We start from the raw sequence: 17,925 nt of genomic DNA on the forward strand, positions 1-17,925 counted from the left end.
AATAAAGAAATCCTTAGAATTTGACATTAAAAATAAATTCAAAATGAGATTTATTGGTAAGTTTTTGGTGTCAGGAATTGTCCTGATGCTTCTTTTTAGTTTTGTAAAGTTCAAACAAAAACCTTCATTTTCTGAAGATTATAAGTTAGTCTGGGCAGACGAATTTAATACAAATGGTTCTCCGGATGAAAAGAATTGGAATTACGAAACAGGTTTTGTGAGAAATCAGGAAAATCAGTGGTATCAAAAAGAAAATGCCTATTGCAAAGATGGTTTTCTAATTATTGAAGCCAGAAATGAAAACAGAGCCAATCCAGATTTTGTATCTAAAACCCATAAAGATTGGGTAAAAAGCAGAGATTCTATAAAAGTTACTTCTTCTTGTTTAATTACCCGTGGAAAACATTCCTGGAAATACGGACGTTTTGAAATGCGTGCTAAAATTCCCGTTGAAAAAGGAATGTGGCCAGCCTTTTGGACTTTGGGTGTAAAAGGAAACTGGCCTGCAAATGGCGAAATTGATATCATGGAATATTATACGGGAAAAATATTAGCCAATGCAGCCTGGAAATCAAATGAGGCACAGACCGCGTGGGATAGTAAAACAGTTATGCTGAGTGAATTTAAAGATGATTCCTGGGCTGATAAATTTCATATCTGGAGAATGGATTGGGATGCACAGTGGATTAAATTATATGTTGATGATCAACTGCTAAACGAAATTAATGTGGAAGAAACAATTCGGGATAAAAATCAAAAGATAATTCCATTTCAGCAGCCTCATTATTTGTTAGTGAATCTGGCTGTAGGAGGAATAAATGGAGGAGAATTTACGACAGCCAATCTTCCATCAAAATACATAATTGATTATATCAGGGTTTATCAAAAAAGTAAGTGAAAATGAAATTAAAATATTCGATAATTATAAGTTTTGTATGTTCTTTTGTTTTCTCGCAAAACAATTATTTTGCTCCGGGAAAACAGTGGAAAGATACAGATGGAGTGCATATTAATGCCCATGGAGGTGGTGTTGTTTTTGTTGACGGGACTTATTATTGGTACGGAGAATACAAGACTTCGGGCCGCAAAGGAAATACATCTTTAGAGGGTGTCAGTTGTTACAGCTCAAAAGATTTATACAATTGGAAAAATGAAGGTATTGTATTAAAAGTGGAACAAGATCCTAATTCCGAAATAACAAAAGGCTGTGTAATAGAGCGTCCAAAAGTTGTTTTTAATAAAAAAACGGGTAAATATATTATGTGGTTTCATTTGGAACTTAAAGGACAAGGTTATAATGCTGCAAGAGCAGCTGTTGCCGTAAGTGATTCTCCAAAAGGCCCCTTTAAATATAAAAAATCATATCGCCCTAATAAAGGAGTTTGGCCAATAGATTTTAAAGATGAATATAAAACGGCTTCAACGAATGAGGCTGGTTTGAAATCCTGGAGCCCCGAATGGCTTACAGCAGTAAAAAACGGAATGTTGGTTCGTAAGGATTTTGATAAGGGACAAATGTCCAGAGATATGACTGTATATATTGATGATGATGCTAAGGGGTATCTTATTTGCTCTTCAGAAGAAAATTTGACACTTCATATTTCAGAACTTACAGACGACTATTTAGATTTTACCGGAAAATGGACAAGAGTTGCGCCGACAGGTCATAATGAAGCTCCTGCAGTTTTTAAAAAAGATGGGGTTTATTATATGATAACTTCTGGCTGTACCGGTTGGGATCCTAATGCGGCACGTTCGTTTAAATCTAATTCTATTTGGGGACCATGGCAGGCTTTAGGAAATCCGTGTGTGGGTAAAGATGCGGAACTTACATTTCATTCACAAAGCACTTATATTCTTCCCGTTCAGGGAGAAAAAGATCAATTTATTTTTATGGCTGACAGATGGAAACCTGATAATCCTATAGATGGCAGTTATGTCTGGTTGCCGATAACAATCACAGATCAAAAACCAATTTTAAAATGGCTTGACGAATGGAACCTGACTTCTTTTGAAAAATAACGAGCTATATAACAGGTGTTTATTTTACATTTATTGTATTTAAATCTTTAAATTAGGAGCATAATAGAATAAGTGAAAAATATTTGCCAATTGTTAATAGTCAAAATAGTATATCCAATGATTAAAAAGAGACCATTTATAAAAACATTAATTTTAATTCATTTATTAATAATTGTTTGTGTCTCAAAAAGTACGGGACAAAATTTAGATAGTAAACGAAAACAACTTTTTAATTTTGATTGGAGATTTTCTTTAGGAGATTCTTCTGATTATCGTTTAGTAGATTTTGATGATAGTAATTGGAGAAAATTGAATTTACCCCATGATTGGAGTATTGAAGGGAAATCGGAAAAAGATAATGTAAGTGGAGGAGATGGAGGTTTTTACCCAATGGGAGCAGGCTGGTATCGAAAAACATTTTCAGTTCCTTCTGAATGGAAAGATCAAAAGATTGCCATTTATTTTGAAGGAGCTTATATGAATGCTGAGGTATTTGTCAACGGGAAATCAGTGGGGCTACAACCTTATGGCTATACTTCTTTTGAGTATGATGTGACGCCTTATTTAAAATTCGGACAAAAAAATGTAATAGCGGTTAAGGTTGATAACGCTCAACAAAAAAATTGCAGATGGTACAGCGGTTCAGGTATTTACAGGAATGTGTGGTTAACAGTAAAAAATCCGGTTCATATTAAAAATTGGGGCGTTGCCATTACTACTTTGGAGGTAAAAAATAACAAAGCTGCGATTCAGGTTAAAACTATAGTTAAAAATGAAAGTTCGGCTCTGCAAAATTTATTGCTTTCCACTGTTATTGCTGATAAAAAAGGAAAAGATACGGGAAATTCGACAAGTAAAATAGAATTACAGCCAAACGAAGAAAAAGAAGTAATTCAAACTATAACAATCGAAAATCCAAAATTATGGTCGGTTGAACTACCAAATAGATATCAGGTTAATTCAATAATTAAGAAAGAATCAAAGAGTATTGATGCTTTAACCACTGATTTTGGAATTCGAACACTTGAATTTAGTACCAAAAGTGGTTTTTTTATTAAACGGAAAAAAAATCCTCTTAAACGGCGGGTGTGTACATCATGACAATGGCGCGTTGGGTGCGGCTGCTTATGATCGCGCCGAAGAAAGAAAAGTAGAATTACTCAAAGCTGCCGGATTTAATGCGGTCAGAACCTCACATAATCCTCCTTCAGAAGCTTTTCTGAATGCCTGCGATCGATTAGGGATGCTTGTAATAGATGAGGCTTTTGATGGCTGGCGAGAAAAGAAAAACACTTACGATTATTCCATAATTTTTGATAAATGGTGGAAACATGATGTAGAATCTATGGTACTAAGAGACCGTAATCATCCTTCTATAATCATGTGGAGCATTGGCAATGAAATTATTGAGCGAACCAAACCTGAGGCGGTTGAAACAGCAAAAATGCTGGCAAACGCTATTCGAAATATAGATGCTACTCGTCCCGTAACATCAGCAATGACTACCTGGGATCAGGGATGGGAAATTTTTGATCCTTTAATGGCTGCTCATGATGTCGCAGGATATAATTATCAGCTGCATCGTGCAGAATCAGACCATGAAAGAGTGCCATCCCGAATTATTCTGCAAACAGAATCATATCCTAAAGATGCTTTTGCCAACTGGAATTTAGTTCAAAAACACAATTATATTTTAGGTGATTTTGTGTGGACAGCAATGGATTATTTAGGTGAATCTGGTATTGGCCGTTATATATATCCGGGTGAGCCTATTGGCGAACATTGGGAAAGAAATTTATATCCATGGCATGGTGCTTATTGTGGTGATGTCGATTTAATGGGCTGGAGAAAACCAATTTCGCATTACAGAAGTATGCTGTATAACGACAACGAAAAAATATACATGGCTGTAAAGGAACCAAATCCTGAAAGCGGAGAAATTAAACTTACACTGTGGGCTGTTTGGCCAACCTGGGAAAGCTGGACCTGGCCTGGCCATGAAGGAAAGAATATTGAAGTAGAAATATATTCAAAATATCCAAAAGTTAGATTATATCTGAATGGAAAAAACATTGGAGAGAAAGAAACTACGAAAGCCCAGGAATTTAAAGCAACTTTTGTAATTCCGTATGAGAGCGGTGAATTAAAAGCGGTTGGTTTGGAAAATGGAAAAGAAAGGGAATCAGTTTTATTAAAAACGGCCAGTCAGCCATCGAAAATTAAATTAACAGCAGATCGCAAAACCATAAAAGCTGATAGTCAGGATTTGGTATATGTAACTGTTGAAATTACAGATGAAAAAGGTATTTTGAATCCAAATGCGGAAAATGAACTTACTTTTAAAGTTTCCGGTGCCGGAACAATAGCAGGAGTTGATAATGCGAATTTAAAAGATGCTGATTTATATAGTGCCAATACCCGAAAAGCTTGGCATGGACGTGCTATGGTAATTATTAAAAGTAATGGAGAATCGGGAACTATTAATCTTGAAGTGACTTCACCGGGATTAAACAAAAGTGTAATTAAGATACAATCTACAGGAAAAAAATAAAAGGCAAATATCACGAATTACAAAATTATTTTAAGAATGAATCAATTAAAAATGTTACTGTTTTTAGCTTGTATTTTCAGTGTGTCTTTGTTTTCGCAGCAAAAAGAAAATAATGCTAATGCTTTGTCTAAATCGCTTTTTGATACTGATATCCAAATTAGTAATCTTAAGGTAGAAAATGCAGTAACTCCAATTGGTCTTGATGTTGCTCAGCCTGTTTTTAGCTGGCAAATGGAAACAGTTAACAAAAACAGCAGTTATTATCAAAATGCTTATCAAATTATTGCAACAAATAATCTGGGGAATGAGGTTTGGAATACGGGGAAAGTTAAAAGCGGAGAATCTATTAATATCAAATATAAAGGCGAAGAATTAAAACCTGCAACTTTGTATAACTGGACAGTAAACGTTTGGGATCAAAAAGGAAAAAAGTACTCCGCAAAGTCATGGTTTGAGACGGGTTTGCTGAACCCCAAAATGGTAACGAATAAAGATTCAGATAAAGAAACAACCGCATGGTCTGGAGCAAAATGGATTGGTGGTAATGCCAATGATATGGTTTTGCACTCCCAATATCTTCCTGTTTTTGTTATCAATGGTGCGATTCAATTGGATAAAAAGCTAAAATCGACAAAGGCATCTTTAATTTATGGTGCTAACGATCAGCGTTTAATGAACCGAAATAAAAATCAATATAAACTGGAAAACAAAGATGGTGAGGGTTATATCCAGGTTGAACTGAATATTACACTCTTAAATTCAGACGGGCTGGCTAAATTGAATGTTTATCGGGTAGGTTATCATCCAGATGATAAAAAAGAAACCCCTTTTAAAAGTTTTTCAATTCCGAATTCGATTATTAATAAAGAAAACCAGTATAATATGCATACTGTAAGTGTTCAAAGCTGTTTGGGATTAACTAAGATTTATATTGATGGGAATTTAAAAGAAAATCTGGTGGCTGATATCAATTTAAATCCATTAGGAGCCGGAGGAGATTTTATAGCTTTTCCTGTCGTAGGTGATATTGGTTTTTTAGTTCCTAAGGGAGAAAAAGCGCAGTTTTCGAAAATTGAAATTAAAAATTACCGAAGCCCATCGAATGTAATTTTTTCTGATGATAGTAATTCGCCAGGCCTATTTTCGTCATTTAAAGAAGTAACTAATGAAAATAAGAGCTATACAGTAATTGGCGGAAAAAAAGGGGCTTTTATTCTGGCGGACCCAAGTCAGAATTCCATGCCGATGTTGCGTACCGTTTTTGGAATAGATTCCCATAAAATAAGTAAAGCACGATTGTATGTCACTTCACGTGGTATTTATGATGTGTATTTAAATGGTAAAAAAATAGGAGACGATTATTTTAATCCCGGACTAACACAATACAATAAAACCCATTTGTACCAAACGTATGATGTAACGGCAAATATTCAGGAAGGCAACAATGTATTGGGAGCAATTCTTGGTGAAGGGTGGTGGAGTGGCGGTAGCACCTATGCCGGTGAAAACTGGAATTTTTTTGGTGATCGTCAATCCATACTTGCCAAATTGGTAGTTACTTATGCCGATGGAAGCGAAAAAAATATCATAAGTGATCCTGAAACATGGACGTATTTTAATGACGGACCTGTAAAATACAGTAGTTTTTTTCAGGGTGAAGTTTATGATGCACGAAAAGAAAAAGCAATTGAAGGCTGGAATACAGCTGTATATGATGCTTCCAATTGGCATCAGGCGATAGCTATAGGAACAAATGGATTCGTAAGTTCAGAAGGAACGGCCAATTTACCCCACTTTAATAATTTTAGTGATGCTCAGTTAATAGGGCAGTTTGGTACAACAGTTAAACCAATAAAAGAATTAACGGCTCAGTCGGTTACAGAAGTTCGTCCGGGTGTATTTGTTTACGATATGGGACAAAACATGGTAGGCGTGCCAAAAATTATGCTGACTAATGTAGAAAAAGGAAAAACAATCACATTGCGTTATGCCGAAGTTTTGTATCCTAATTTACCTGAATACAAAGGAAATGAAGATTTACTGATGCTTGAAAATGTTAGAGCGGCTATGTCACAAGATATTTACATAGCCAAAGGAGGTAACGAAACCATAACGCCGCGATTTACATTTCATGGATATCGTTATGTAGAAATAACAGGAATAGAAAAACCTTTACCGCTAATAGATGTTAAAGGAACGGTCTTAAGTTCCATTCATCAATTGTCTTCTTATTATCAAACCTCAAATCTTTTGGTAAATAAATTATGGGAAAATATAACATGGTCTATGTATGGAAATTTCTTGTCGATACCTACCGATTGTCCTCAGCGTAACGAACGTTTAGGATGGAGTGGCGATATTTCGGTTTTTTCGCGAACTGCAGTTCATTTATCAGATGTTAAACAATTTCTGAAAAGGCACATGCTGGCAATGCGGGATATTCAGAGAGAAGATGGACGTTTTCCGGATGTAGCTCCTATAGGTGTAGGATTTGGAGAAACTTTATGGGGAAGTGCAGGAATTACTGTTGTCTGGGAAAATTATTTGCAGTATGGAGATCTCGGTTTATTAGAAGAGCATTATAATGCTATGAAAAGTTACGCCAATTACCTAATAGCCGATATCGATAAGCAAACGGGTGTTTTAAAAGAAAAAGAAAGAAATACCTGGGGTTCTTTAGGAGATTGGTTGAGTTTAGAAGATTCTAAAAATGAAAAAACACTATTTTGGGAAGCCTATTTTATTTATGATTTGGAAATTATGTCTAAAGCGGCAGCCTTATTAGAAAAAAAGAAAGATCAGGAATATTTTTCAGAATATTATAAGCAACGAAAAGATTTTTTCAATAAAACCTACATTGATAAAACAACGGGAAAAACTTCCTTTAGAGGTAAAATTATAGATACACAAACTTCTTATGTGCTGCCTTTTGCTTTTAACGTTTTGGATAAAGAGAATTCAGATCTGGCTATAAAGCAGTTTGTAAATTCTGTACAAAGAGAAAACAAAACAGATCAGGGTACTGTATGTCCGCCGTATTCATTAATGACAGGATTTATTGGAACTGCATGGGTGAATAAAGCGCTTTCAGATAATGGATATTCAAATATTGCCTATCAATTATTGCAGCAAACTTCTTATCCATCATGGCTATACCCGGTTAGTCAGGGAGCAACGACTATTTGGGAACGATTAAATTCGTATACGCATAAAGACGGGTTTGGAGGTAATAATCGAATGAATTCTTTTAATCATTATGCTTTTGGTGCTGTAGGCGCATGGATGTATAATTATTCATTAGGAATTCTAAGAGATGACAATTTTCCGGGATTTAAACATTTTATTTTGCAGCCAGAACCCGATACTACCGGACAAATGACCTTTGCAAATGGATATTACGATTCGATGTACGGACGTATTGAAAGCAGTTGGGAAAGAAAAAATGGCAAATATTATTTTCATTTTGTTGTTCCGACAAATACAAATGCAATGCTTTACCTGCCAGCTTTAAAAGAAAGTGATGTGACGATAAATGGTAAAAAGAACGGAATCCAATTTTTGAATATAGAGAATAATAAGGCTGTTTTTAAAGTAGAATCCGGAGAATATAGGTTAGAAACAGTTGTTAGGAATTAAATTAGGATGGAAAAGTACAGCATAATAAATATAAAACAGGTTGGTTAAATTAAATTGAAATTAGATTTTCTACAATTTTGTTTGTAAAAACCAGCATTGCAAAATCCTTTAAAAAATGAATCAATTAAAAACATTGTTGCTTTTAGCCAGTATTTTCAGTGTGTCTTTGTTTTCACAGCAAAAAGAAAATACGTCTAATGTCTTTCAGATAAAAAATCCTAATTATACTATCAGTCCTTATACAGGAATGACAAAACAGCATTGGAAGGATGCTGCTCTTTATTTGTTAGAAGGCGCTTTTAGTTATATTCATACATTGGATGATCCGATGAAGTTTCCTAAACAAGAAGGAAAAAGTTATCCTGTAAATGAAACCCAGATTCCAACAGAAAAACTGGAAGGGCTTTGCCGAACTTTATTCATCGCTTCTCCATTATTAAAAGAGAATCCGGAATTAGTTATCAATACTATTAAGGTAGCAGATTATTATAGATATCAAATAGGGAAATTAACAGATCCGGCAAGTCCATCTTATATTGAACCTCGTGCTAAAAATGGAGGGCCAAGCCAAAAATTAGTTGAATTTGGAGCGTTAGCACTTTCAATGCTTACAAATCCGGATGTTTTATGGAAACCTTTGCCACAATCTCAAAAAGAGGAACTGGCTAAAATAATGCTTAGCTATGGCGATGGGCCGACTGTAGATTCTAACTGGAAATTTTTCAACATTTTTGTGTTAAGCTTTTTTAAAGAACAGGGTTATAGCGTCAATGAAAAATTACTTGTTGAATATTTAGAAAAATCACTTAAACATTACAGAGGCAACGGATGGTACAATGACAGTCCTGCTTTTGATTATTACAGCATGTGGGCATTTCAGATGTACGGTACAATTTGGTCTGAATTTTTTGGAAAAAAATATTATCCTGAACTCGCTGCTAAGTTTACAGCAAATTTCAGTGATTTAAAAGACAACTACCCATACTTGTTTAGCAAAGATGGCGAAATGATTATGTGGGGAAGAAGCATAAGTTACAGAACCGGAGCTGTTGTTCCTTTTCCATTGATGGGATTTAAAAATGATCCAAATACCAATTATGGCTGGATGCGAAGAATTTCATCAGGAGTGATTAAGCAATTTTTAACGCATCCTGATTTTATGAAAGATAATGTGCCAACACTCGGATTTTATGGCGCTTTTGAACCCTCGGTTCAAATTTATAGCTGCAGGGGAAGTGTGTATTGGATGGGCAAAATATTTTTAGGTTTGCTGGTTCCGGATGACAATCCATTTTGGAATGCCAAAGAAAATAATGGTGATTGGGATACGAAATTTAAAAAAGATACTGTTTACAATAAGTATCAGGGAGATTCACAAATTTTAATTACAGATTACACTAACATTGGAGCTTCAGAAGTAAGAGCCTGGTGTCATGAAAAAGTAAGCAGCGATTGGCAAAAGTTTAGAGCAACAGAAAACTATAACAGGTTGTCTTACAATAGTGCTTTTCCGTGGCAGGCAGATGGTGAAAATGGAGAAGTTGCCATGAATTATGTTGTTAAAAATAAAAATAATCTCTGGGAAGCCTTTAGATTGTACACTTTTAAAAAATTTGAAAACGGTATTTACTATAGAAATGTAGTTTTAGAAACAGATGAAAGTATTCAATTTAATTTAGCTGATATTCCGCTGCCTAATGGAATTTTAAGAATTGATAAGAATAATAGTAACAAGCCAATTTCAATACGTTTAGGGCATTATGCTTTACCAAAATTAAACAAAGAAATTATCACGACTAAAAGAAACGTTGAAGGATATGATGTGACCATTATTGATAATGGAAAATATCAATTAGCTATGATTCCGGTTTTAGGATGGGAAAAATCTGAAGTTGTAAAAGCAAAAGGGTTACATCCGGAGAGTAATGAAAGTACTGTTATTAATGTTACAAGTGATTCCAAATCAGAAAAATCAAATATTTATGCCACTTTAATGCTTTGGAAAAAATCCGGTGAAAAATGGACGAAAAATGAATTAGTTCCTGTAAAAATTCTTGATAAGACTGATAATGTTATTACCATTCAATTTAATAATGGAACAAAGAAAGTAATTGATTTTAATTAAAAAAATATCGATATGTAACAATGATTCAACTGCATTGAAATTTTTCTAAATAAAAGGCCTGTAAATTAATACTTTACAGGCTTTTTCATTTTCTTGTGATTTGTATTTGAGACTGTTGCCAACAAAACAACGAAAAAAAAAGGAAAAATTACCACTTCTGACGGTAACCCTGCTAAAGGTGTTCATGTTATTCTTAAAACTATAAATATCTGATAAATCACAAACATTCATAATGCATCACCCATAAGGCGTAAAGGATACAATTTTAACAGTAAAATTCTAAGTTTTTTATAAATGTATAACCTACACCTCTTCAAATATGTCATTTGTCGAAATAATAATTTGTTTACACAACGTATTCTTAAGTTTAACATGATATTAACTTAAAAAACAACCAATATGATTAAGGACGTACTAAAATTACTGTTTGTTATATGCTTATTCGGATTTACAGGTCTGCAAGCACAAACAACAGTAAAAGGAACGATAACAGATGGTGTGAGCGGAATTCCGGTTCCTGGAGCAAATGTTATTGTTAAAGGAACAAAGACAAGTGCATCATCAGATTTTGATGGGAAGTACAGTATAACAGTTCCAAATCACTCAGCAGTTTTGATCTTCACTTATGTGGGCTCCGCTCCAAAAGAAGTAGCAGTAGGAACACAAACTACAATTGATGTGGCTTTGGGTGCAGCTACACAACAATTAGGAGAAGTAGTAGTAACAGCTCTTGGTATTAAAAGAGAGAAAAAAGCGATTACGTATTCTGCTCAAAACATTGCTGTAGACGAACTTTCGGAGGCAAGATCATTAAACGTTGCCAACTCACTTTCGGGTAAGGTTGCCGGTCTTAACTTCTCTACAACATCAAATGGTGTGGGGAGTTCATCGAGAATTACATTAAGGGGTAACAGATCTCTTAACGGAAACAATCAGCCTCTGTATGTAGTAGATGGTGTACCAATTAGTAACGGTACAACAACAACAAATCCTGATATTGATACAGGAGGAACTACACAGCCAGATGGTATTTCAAACATTAACCCGGAAGATATTGCTTCGATGACAGTTCTTAAAGGACCTTCAGCTGCGGCTCTTTATGGTTCCAGAGCGAGTAATGGTGTTATTGTAATAACAACAAAATCTGGTAAAGCAGGAAAAACATCGGTTTCATTGTCAACTAATTTTATGGCTTCATCTGCTTATAATTTGATGAATTTGCAAAATGAGTACGGTCAGGGAACAAATGGTGTTTACAATCCAACTTCCAGTTCAAGCTGGGGAGGAAAATTAGACGGAAGCCAGGTTTCAAACTGGCAGTTAGTTCGTAATCCAAATTATTCAGGACCGGCTACACAAAGTTATTCTCCACAACCAAATAACGTTATTGATTTTTATAAAATGGGTTATAATTTAGCTAATACATTAACTGTTACGGCAGGAAATGAAAAAGCGCAAGGTTATTTCTCTTATACAAACACACGTGCTGAAGGTATTGTGGGCGGGAATCAATTAGACAGACATAATCTTAATTTAAGATTGACAAGTAAAATATCTGATAAATTATCATTGGATGTAAAAACAAATTATATCATTCAGGATATCGATAATTTATTGAGAACCGGAGAAGAATCTATTGGTACATCAGCTTATTTACTGCCTCGTAGTATTGCGTATAATGATTACAGAAATTATGAATACACCGATGCTGCAGGACAAAAACAAATGAATTATTTCATCGATGAAACTGGAGCACCAGGAGGAAACCCATTCTGGTCTGCCTTAAGAGATGATGCGCGTACAGATAAAAGAAACAGATTTATTGGTTTAGCTTCTCTTAAATATGAATTTACAAAAACGCTAAGTTTACAAGGTAGAGCTGGTTTAGACCAAATGACAAATAAAAATGTTAGAAACAGATATGCTACAGTTGCATTTAACAATAACTTAGGTTCATACAGCGAATCGTATGAAACAGTAAGTGAATTGAATATTGATGCTTTACTTTCTTACAATGAAAAATTTGGAGATTTTTCTGTTGGGCTTAATGGAGGTGCAAGTTCACTGCAACAAAACAGTTCAGCTTTAAATTCAGGAGGAGTTTTAAGTAAGAGAAACTTTTTTGCATTGTCTAATGTACAAACAATTCAATCTACATCTACATCTTCAGAAAAAAGAATTAATTCCGTTTACGCCTTTGGTCAGCTTGGTTTTAAAAACTATTTATTCTTAGATTTAACTGCCAGAAATGACTGGTCTTCTACTTTACCAACGGATTATTTTTATCCTTCTGTAGGTCTTTCAGCTGTTATTTCTGACATGGTTAAATTACCTGAAGTAATTAGTTTTGCAAAATTAAGAGCTTCATACGCACAGGTTGGAAACGATACAGATCCTTACCAAACACAACAAAGATTTTCTTATATTGGTGGAAATGGCGGTATGTTATACGGACAAACAACGGCTGCAAATCCTAACTTAAAACCAGAAATATCTTCTTCAACAGAGTTTGGTGCAGATGTTAGATTCTTTAATAATCGTTTAGGTTTAGATTTTACCTACTTTAATACATTAACAGATAACCAAATTTTCTATATCAATACTCCTGAGTCTTCTTCATATTCAAGAGCTATCGTAAATGGTGGGGATATTGAAAATAAAGGTATTGAGCTTACACTTACTGCAACTCCTATCCAAACAGAAAATTTTAGCTGGGATATTACAGCAAACTACGCTTCTTATAAATCAAAAGTAAAATCTATTTTTGAAGGAAGAGATGAATTAGTTCTTGGTGAAGGACGTTTAGTTAGAAGTAAAGTTGTTGTAGGTGGTGAATATGGTGATTTATACATTAAAGGTTTCCAAAGAAATCCTGATGGTCAAATTATTGTAAACAGTGCAGGTCTTCCATTAGCAACAAACGGTTTTGATGTTCGTGCGGGTAACTTTAACCCAGACTGGACCGGAGGTTTAAAAAACAACTTTAAATACAAAGATTTCAATTTCAGTTTCTTAGTTGATTTTAGAATTGGCGGAGAAGTTATTTCATATACTCAGGCCAGACAAGCAGGTTTAGGGGTTAGTGATATTACTTTGGCAGGAAGAGAAGGAGGTATCATTGTTGATGGTGTTGTTGCAGGAGCAGGCGGAACTTATACTCCGAATACGACAAGTATTACATCTGAACAATACTGGACAGCAATTGGACAAAGAACACCTGTGGCAGAACCTTTTATTTATGATGCAACAAACATCAGATTAAGAGAGCTTGTTTTTGGATATTCATTACCAAAACGTGTATTAGGCAATACAGGTTTTACAAGTATTGACTTTTCATTGGTAGGAAGAAATTTATTTTTCTTTGTAAATAAAGCTAAATATTTTGATCCGGAAGCAGGGGCTGGTACAGGAAACTTACAAGGTATAGAATCTTTCAACATTCCTTCAACGAGAGATTATGGAGTTAATGTTAAATTCGGATTTTAATTAAAAAAAGAGACATCATGAAATATAGTTTTAAAATAAAAACATTAGGAGCTGCATTAATGACAGCTGTTATTTTGTCAAGTTGTAATAGCGATTTTGATGAAATAAACACAGATCCTAATTCGCTTACTGAAGATCAGTTAGATGCTACGCTGGCAGGACCATCATTTGCATCTGCAATTTATGCAGGTATTCACAACGGATCTTATTCATCACCAGGTGTAGATGATCAGGGAACCTGGGGTATTGCAACGGGTATTTTATCGTCAACTTTTATTCACTATTTAAATTGTGGATATGGTACTGAGAGAAATGCGTTTGTAAATGGATACGAAGGACGTGGATGGACAAGATTTTACACCGTTGCCGTGCCCGCTTTAAACAATGCTGTTAAAGCATCTGAAGGAAACGCCGAAGCTTTGGCAATTCTTAAAATTTGGAAAGTTTTCATGTACAATCAAATGGTAGATGCTTACGGGCCAATTCCATACACTCAGGCAGGAAACGGTAAAGAAAAGGTACCTTATGACAGTGTAGAATCTATTTATGAAGACTTTTTTAAATTACTTGACGAAGCAAATGCTTCTTTAAGTAGTTCTTCTCTAACAACAGTGGCTGCTTTTCAGCCAAATGATCGTTTATATGCTGGTAATGTTGCTAACTGGAGAGTATTCGGAAACAGTTTAAGATTACGTTTAGCATTAAGAATCTCTGATATTCAGCCAGATAAAGCAAAAACACAAGCTGAAGCTGCTGTAGCTGCAGGTGTTATGCAAACAAACGAGCAGGGAGCTTTCTTTAAAGCAAGTAATATTACTCCAAACAATTTAAACATGATTGTAAACAGCTGGGGTTATACGATGACAGCTTCTATGGAAAGTATACTTGTCGGATATAATGATCCAAGGTTAGCAAAATGGTTTGCTAAAATTGATACGGGTGTTTACCGTGGTCAGCCTGTTGGAGGTTTAGAAGATCAGTTTGGAACTACTAAATTCTCTGCTTTTAACAATGATATTATGGGGAATGGTGCTGCAGGAAACCTAAGTGAAACTAAAAATATCGAAGTATTCATGGCTTCTGAAAACTATTTCAGCAGAGCAGAAGGTGCTTTGAAAGGATGGAACATGGGTGGAAGTGCTCAGAGTTTGTATGAAGAAGGTATCAGAATGTCTTTAAGACAATGGGGAATTACAGATACAGCAGCAATCAATGCTTATGTGGCTGGAAATACATTACCAACTTTACCAAACATCTTAACAGTTTATCCAACTTTAGACTTACAAGATATACCTGTAAAATTGCCTGTTGCATGGTCAGCTACAGTTGCAAATCAACGTACACAAATTGCGGTTCAAAAATATTTGGCGATTTTCCCTGAATCTTGGGAATCCTGGGCAGATTTACGCCGAAGTGATGCAAAAGTAATTTATCCGGTTCTTAACACAGATAATAATGATGCCGGAGTTGGTAAAAGCTTAATGAAAAGAATTATTTATACAACAAATGAATATTCTGCTAATAAAGATGCTGTTACAGACGGAATCACAAAACTTAAAGGTCCGGATACCGGAGGGACTAAACTTTGGTGGGATACTAAATAATTAATTTGGTTGAGTAAAGACAAACACATTCTTTACTTAAAAATGCAAAAGGAGAGGGAACTCTCCTTTTGTTTTATATAAAAGTTAGATTATGAATTTAAAAAAATATTGCTTGATTGTTTTATTAGTTTCTGTTTTTCTTGCTTGTAAATCAATTAAAAACGAACCTAAAGCAGTTACTATTACCCAAAATTATATTGCCGAAAATCCGGTAACGGCGGCTAGTCATGCATCAACATTAGTTGAAATCGAACCCAATACGCTTTTAGCAGCCTGGTTTGGCGGAAAATATGAAGGCGCAAAAGATGTCGGCATTTATATTTCATCATATAAAGAAAAAAAATGGTCAGCTCCTAAAAAAATTATAAATCCTTTAATAAAAGATGGCGATACCCTGCCATGCTGGAATCCGGTTTTGTTTAAAAGTAAAAGTCAGAATCTATATTTGTTTTATAAAGTGGGGAAAAACCCGAGAGAATGGTTTGGCGCTATGATCGTTTCAAAAGATGACGGAAAGACCTGGAGCAATGCTAAATATCTGCCAAAAGGAATATTGGGGCCAATCAGAAATAAACCAATCGAAACAAGTCCGGGAATTATTTTATGCGGAAGCAGTACCGAAAGCATTACTGATAATAAATGGCGGGTATTTATAGAAACCTATACAGAAGCAACTGATAGCTGGCTTATAACAGATATTCAGGATAAGAAAAACTTTGATATTATTCAGCCAACATTCCTGGTTCATTCAGATAAAGAAATTCAAATTTTATCCCGAAGCAGGCATAATAAATTAATTTCAAGCTGGTCAGATGATTACGGCAAAACATGGCAACGAACGGATAGTATTAATGTTGTCAACTCAAATTCAGGAGTTGATGCTGTGACATTGTCTAACAAATCATTTTTATTAGTGAATAATCCTCTAAAAATGGGAAAAGATTGGTTTAATGGCCGAAATGTTTTAGATGTAGAATATTCAAAAGATGGTGTGCATTGGAAGAAAATATTTAATCTGGAAAACCAATCCGAAGGTGAATTCAGTTATCCGGCTATTATTCAAACGTCAGATCATAAAATTCATGTATTGTATACTTATAATAGAAAGTACATTAAGCATGTTGTATTTAAACTGATGAAATAATTGAGTTTTAAAATAATTCTTTACTCGAGTAAAAAAAACTTTGCTTTATTTACCCTTTTGAAATAACAACGAAGAAAATGTTCTGACTCCCGTTCTAATACATTCTTCATCGACTTCAAAATTAGGAGCATGATTCATTGCTATAATTCCTTTTTCGAAATTAGAACCTCCGAGCAAGAAATAAACTCCGGGTATTTTTTGTTGAAAATAGGCAAAATCATCATTAAAATACGGGACTTGCCCATAGTCAGGTGTAACAAATCCTTTTCCGTAAATATTGTCAAGAGTATTTATAGAGCTTCGTGTTAAATTTGGATCGTTTAAAACTGTTGGATTTTCTTTTATGTACATAATAGAAAGTAAATGAGAAGCATAATTGTTATCTTTCATTACCTGTTCAATGGTAGGAATAATGTTTTTTAATCGGGCTGCATCAGTTTCATATACTTCTGCATCTATACGGAACACATCGTTTTTAGAATAAGCCCTAAAATTTTCCTCAGCAATTAAATAATCTTTAAATATTGTGTTTGGATTTGTTAATCCAATTTTTGGATCGGTAATAGACTGGATCTCCCATGGCTTGCTTCCATTTTTCGACCTAACTAAGGAATTGCGGATTTTTACTGTAAGCTCTTTTACCTCTTCGGCAGATAGTGTATTTTTAAATTGTATTCTTATTTCTTTTTGGTAGGCAAACATTTCATTTGGTTTTACCATTATCTGTCCCACCGGTAATGCTGTTACATGAAGCCCATAAATCTCATCAGGTTTAAATTTAGAAAATATTTCATTTTCAGTAATTTTTTTTGCTCCTGCAAATGTTTCTTCTTCTGGCTGAAAAATAAAATAGACTGTGCCGTGCAATGACTTTTTGTTTTTTGCCAAAACTTCTGCAATTCCTATTGCGATCGCCATGTGTATATCATGTCCACATCCGTGTTGAACACCTTTTACCTTAGATTTAAAATCAGATTTATCGGGAAAGTCATTTGGTAATGCATCCATTTCTGCTCGCCAGGCGATTTTTTTACCCTTTTTAGCACCTTCCAAAATTCCAACAACACCATAGCCGTAGATGTCCGTTTCAACTTGAAGTCCTAAGTCCAATAAATATTTTTTTATTATTTCCTGTGTTCTCTTTTCTTTGCCCGCAAGTTCCGGATTTTCATGAAAATCTCTTCTAATTTGAACGAGCCTCTCAAAAATTTTATCAGTTTCAAGTCGAATAGATTCATGAGTAGCAATTTCACTCTTTTTTCCCTGTCCGTAAACAATGTATTGCGTGCAAAATGTGTTTACAACAAGTAATAACAATAGAATTTGTTTGTTCATTTTGAGTTTGTTAAAATGCCAG

10 protein-coding genes are annotated in these 17,925 nt (G+C 34.6%); 9 read left to right on the forward strand and 1 reads right to left on the reverse strand.

Annotation, left to right across the window (positions count from 1 at the left end):
* Positions 1 to 43 precede the first annotated feature (43 nt).
* The 9 genes from IHE43_RS11255 to IHE43_RS11290 all read left to right on the forward strand — a co-directional run bounded on the left by IHE43_RS11255 (position 44) and on the right by IHE43_RS11290 (position 16,568).
* Positions 44 to 898: a family 16 glycosylhydrolase gene (locus tag IHE43_RS11255; protein WP_192188008.1), complete on the forward strand. Its 855-nt coding sequence runs from the start codon at positions 44 to 46 to the stop codon at positions 896 to 898.
* 2 nt (positions 899 to 900) lie between these two features.
* On the forward strand, positions 901 to 2,022 hold the full coding sequence (locus IHE43_RS11260) for a glycoside hydrolase family 43 protein (protein ID WP_192188009.1): 1,122 nt from the start codon (positions 901 to 903) through the stop codon (positions 2,020 to 2,022).
* A gap of 117 nt (positions 2,023 to 2,139) precedes the next feature.
* The gene (locus IHE43_RS23570) at positions 2,140 to 3,123 is read left to right on the forward strand and encodes a sugar-binding domain-containing protein (RefSeq protein WP_225585473.1); all 984 of its coding nucleotides are present in this window, start codon (positions 2,140 to 2,142) and stop codon (positions 3,121 to 3,123) included.
* On the forward strand, positions 3,032 to 4,573 hold the full coding sequence (locus tag IHE43_RS23575) for a glycoside hydrolase family 2 TIM barrel-domain containing protein (RefSeq protein WP_225585474.1): 1,542 nt from the start codon (positions 3,032 to 3,034) through the stop codon (positions 4,571 to 4,573). Before IHE43_RS23570 ends, IHE43_RS23575 begins: the two co-directional genes overlap by 92 nt.
* A 36-nt stretch (positions 4,574 to 4,609) precedes the next feature.
* Positions 4,610 to 8,209, forward strand: coding sequence for a family 78 glycoside hydrolase catalytic domain (locus IHE43_RS11270; RefSeq protein WP_192188010.1), 3,600 nt, complete (start codon positions 4,610 to 4,612; stop codon positions 8,207 to 8,209).
* A gap of 115 nt (positions 8,210 to 8,324) precedes the next feature.
* Entirely contained in the window at positions 8,325 to 10,334 is a 2,010-nt protein-coding gene (locus IHE43_RS11275) for a DUF2264 domain-containing protein (protein WP_192188011.1), read from the forward strand.
* Between the two features lie 399 nt (positions 10,335 to 10,733).
* Positions 10,734 to 13,820 (forward strand): SusC/RagA family TonB-linked outer membrane protein, encoded by a 3,087-nt coding sequence (locus tag IHE43_RS11280; RefSeq protein ID WP_192188012.1) that lies wholly within the window; start codon positions 10,734 to 10,736, stop codon positions 13,818 to 13,820.
* A gap of 17 nt (positions 13,821 to 13,837) precedes the next feature.
* Positions 13,838 to 15,424 (forward strand): SusD/RagB family nutrient-binding outer membrane lipoprotein, encoded by a 1,587-nt coding sequence (locus tag IHE43_RS11285; protein WP_192188013.1) that lies wholly within the window; start codon positions 13,838 to 13,840, stop codon positions 15,422 to 15,424.
* Between the two features lie 91 nt (positions 15,425 to 15,515).
* A complete protein-coding gene (locus IHE43_RS11290) occupies positions 15,516 to 16,568 on the forward strand; it encodes an exo-alpha-sialidase (protein ID WP_192188014.1) in 1,053 nt (350 codons plus the stop codon).
* A 45-nt stretch (positions 16,569 to 16,613) separates the two neighbouring features.
* On the opposite strand, the gene IHE43_RS11295 is transcribed toward IHE43_RS11290, so the two are convergent.
* Positions 16,614 to 17,903: a M20 family metallopeptidase gene (locus tag IHE43_RS11295; RefSeq protein WP_192188015.1), complete on the reverse strand. Its 1,290-nt coding sequence runs from the start codon at positions 17,901 to 17,903 to the stop codon at positions 16,614 to 16,616.
* Positions 17,904 to 17,925: the final 22 nt, after the last annotated feature.

The organism is Flavobacterium sp. MDT1-60 (assembly GCF_014844035.1).
Taxonomy (GTDB): Bacteria; Bacteroidota; Bacteroidia; order Flavobacteriales; family Flavobacteriaceae; genus Flavobacterium.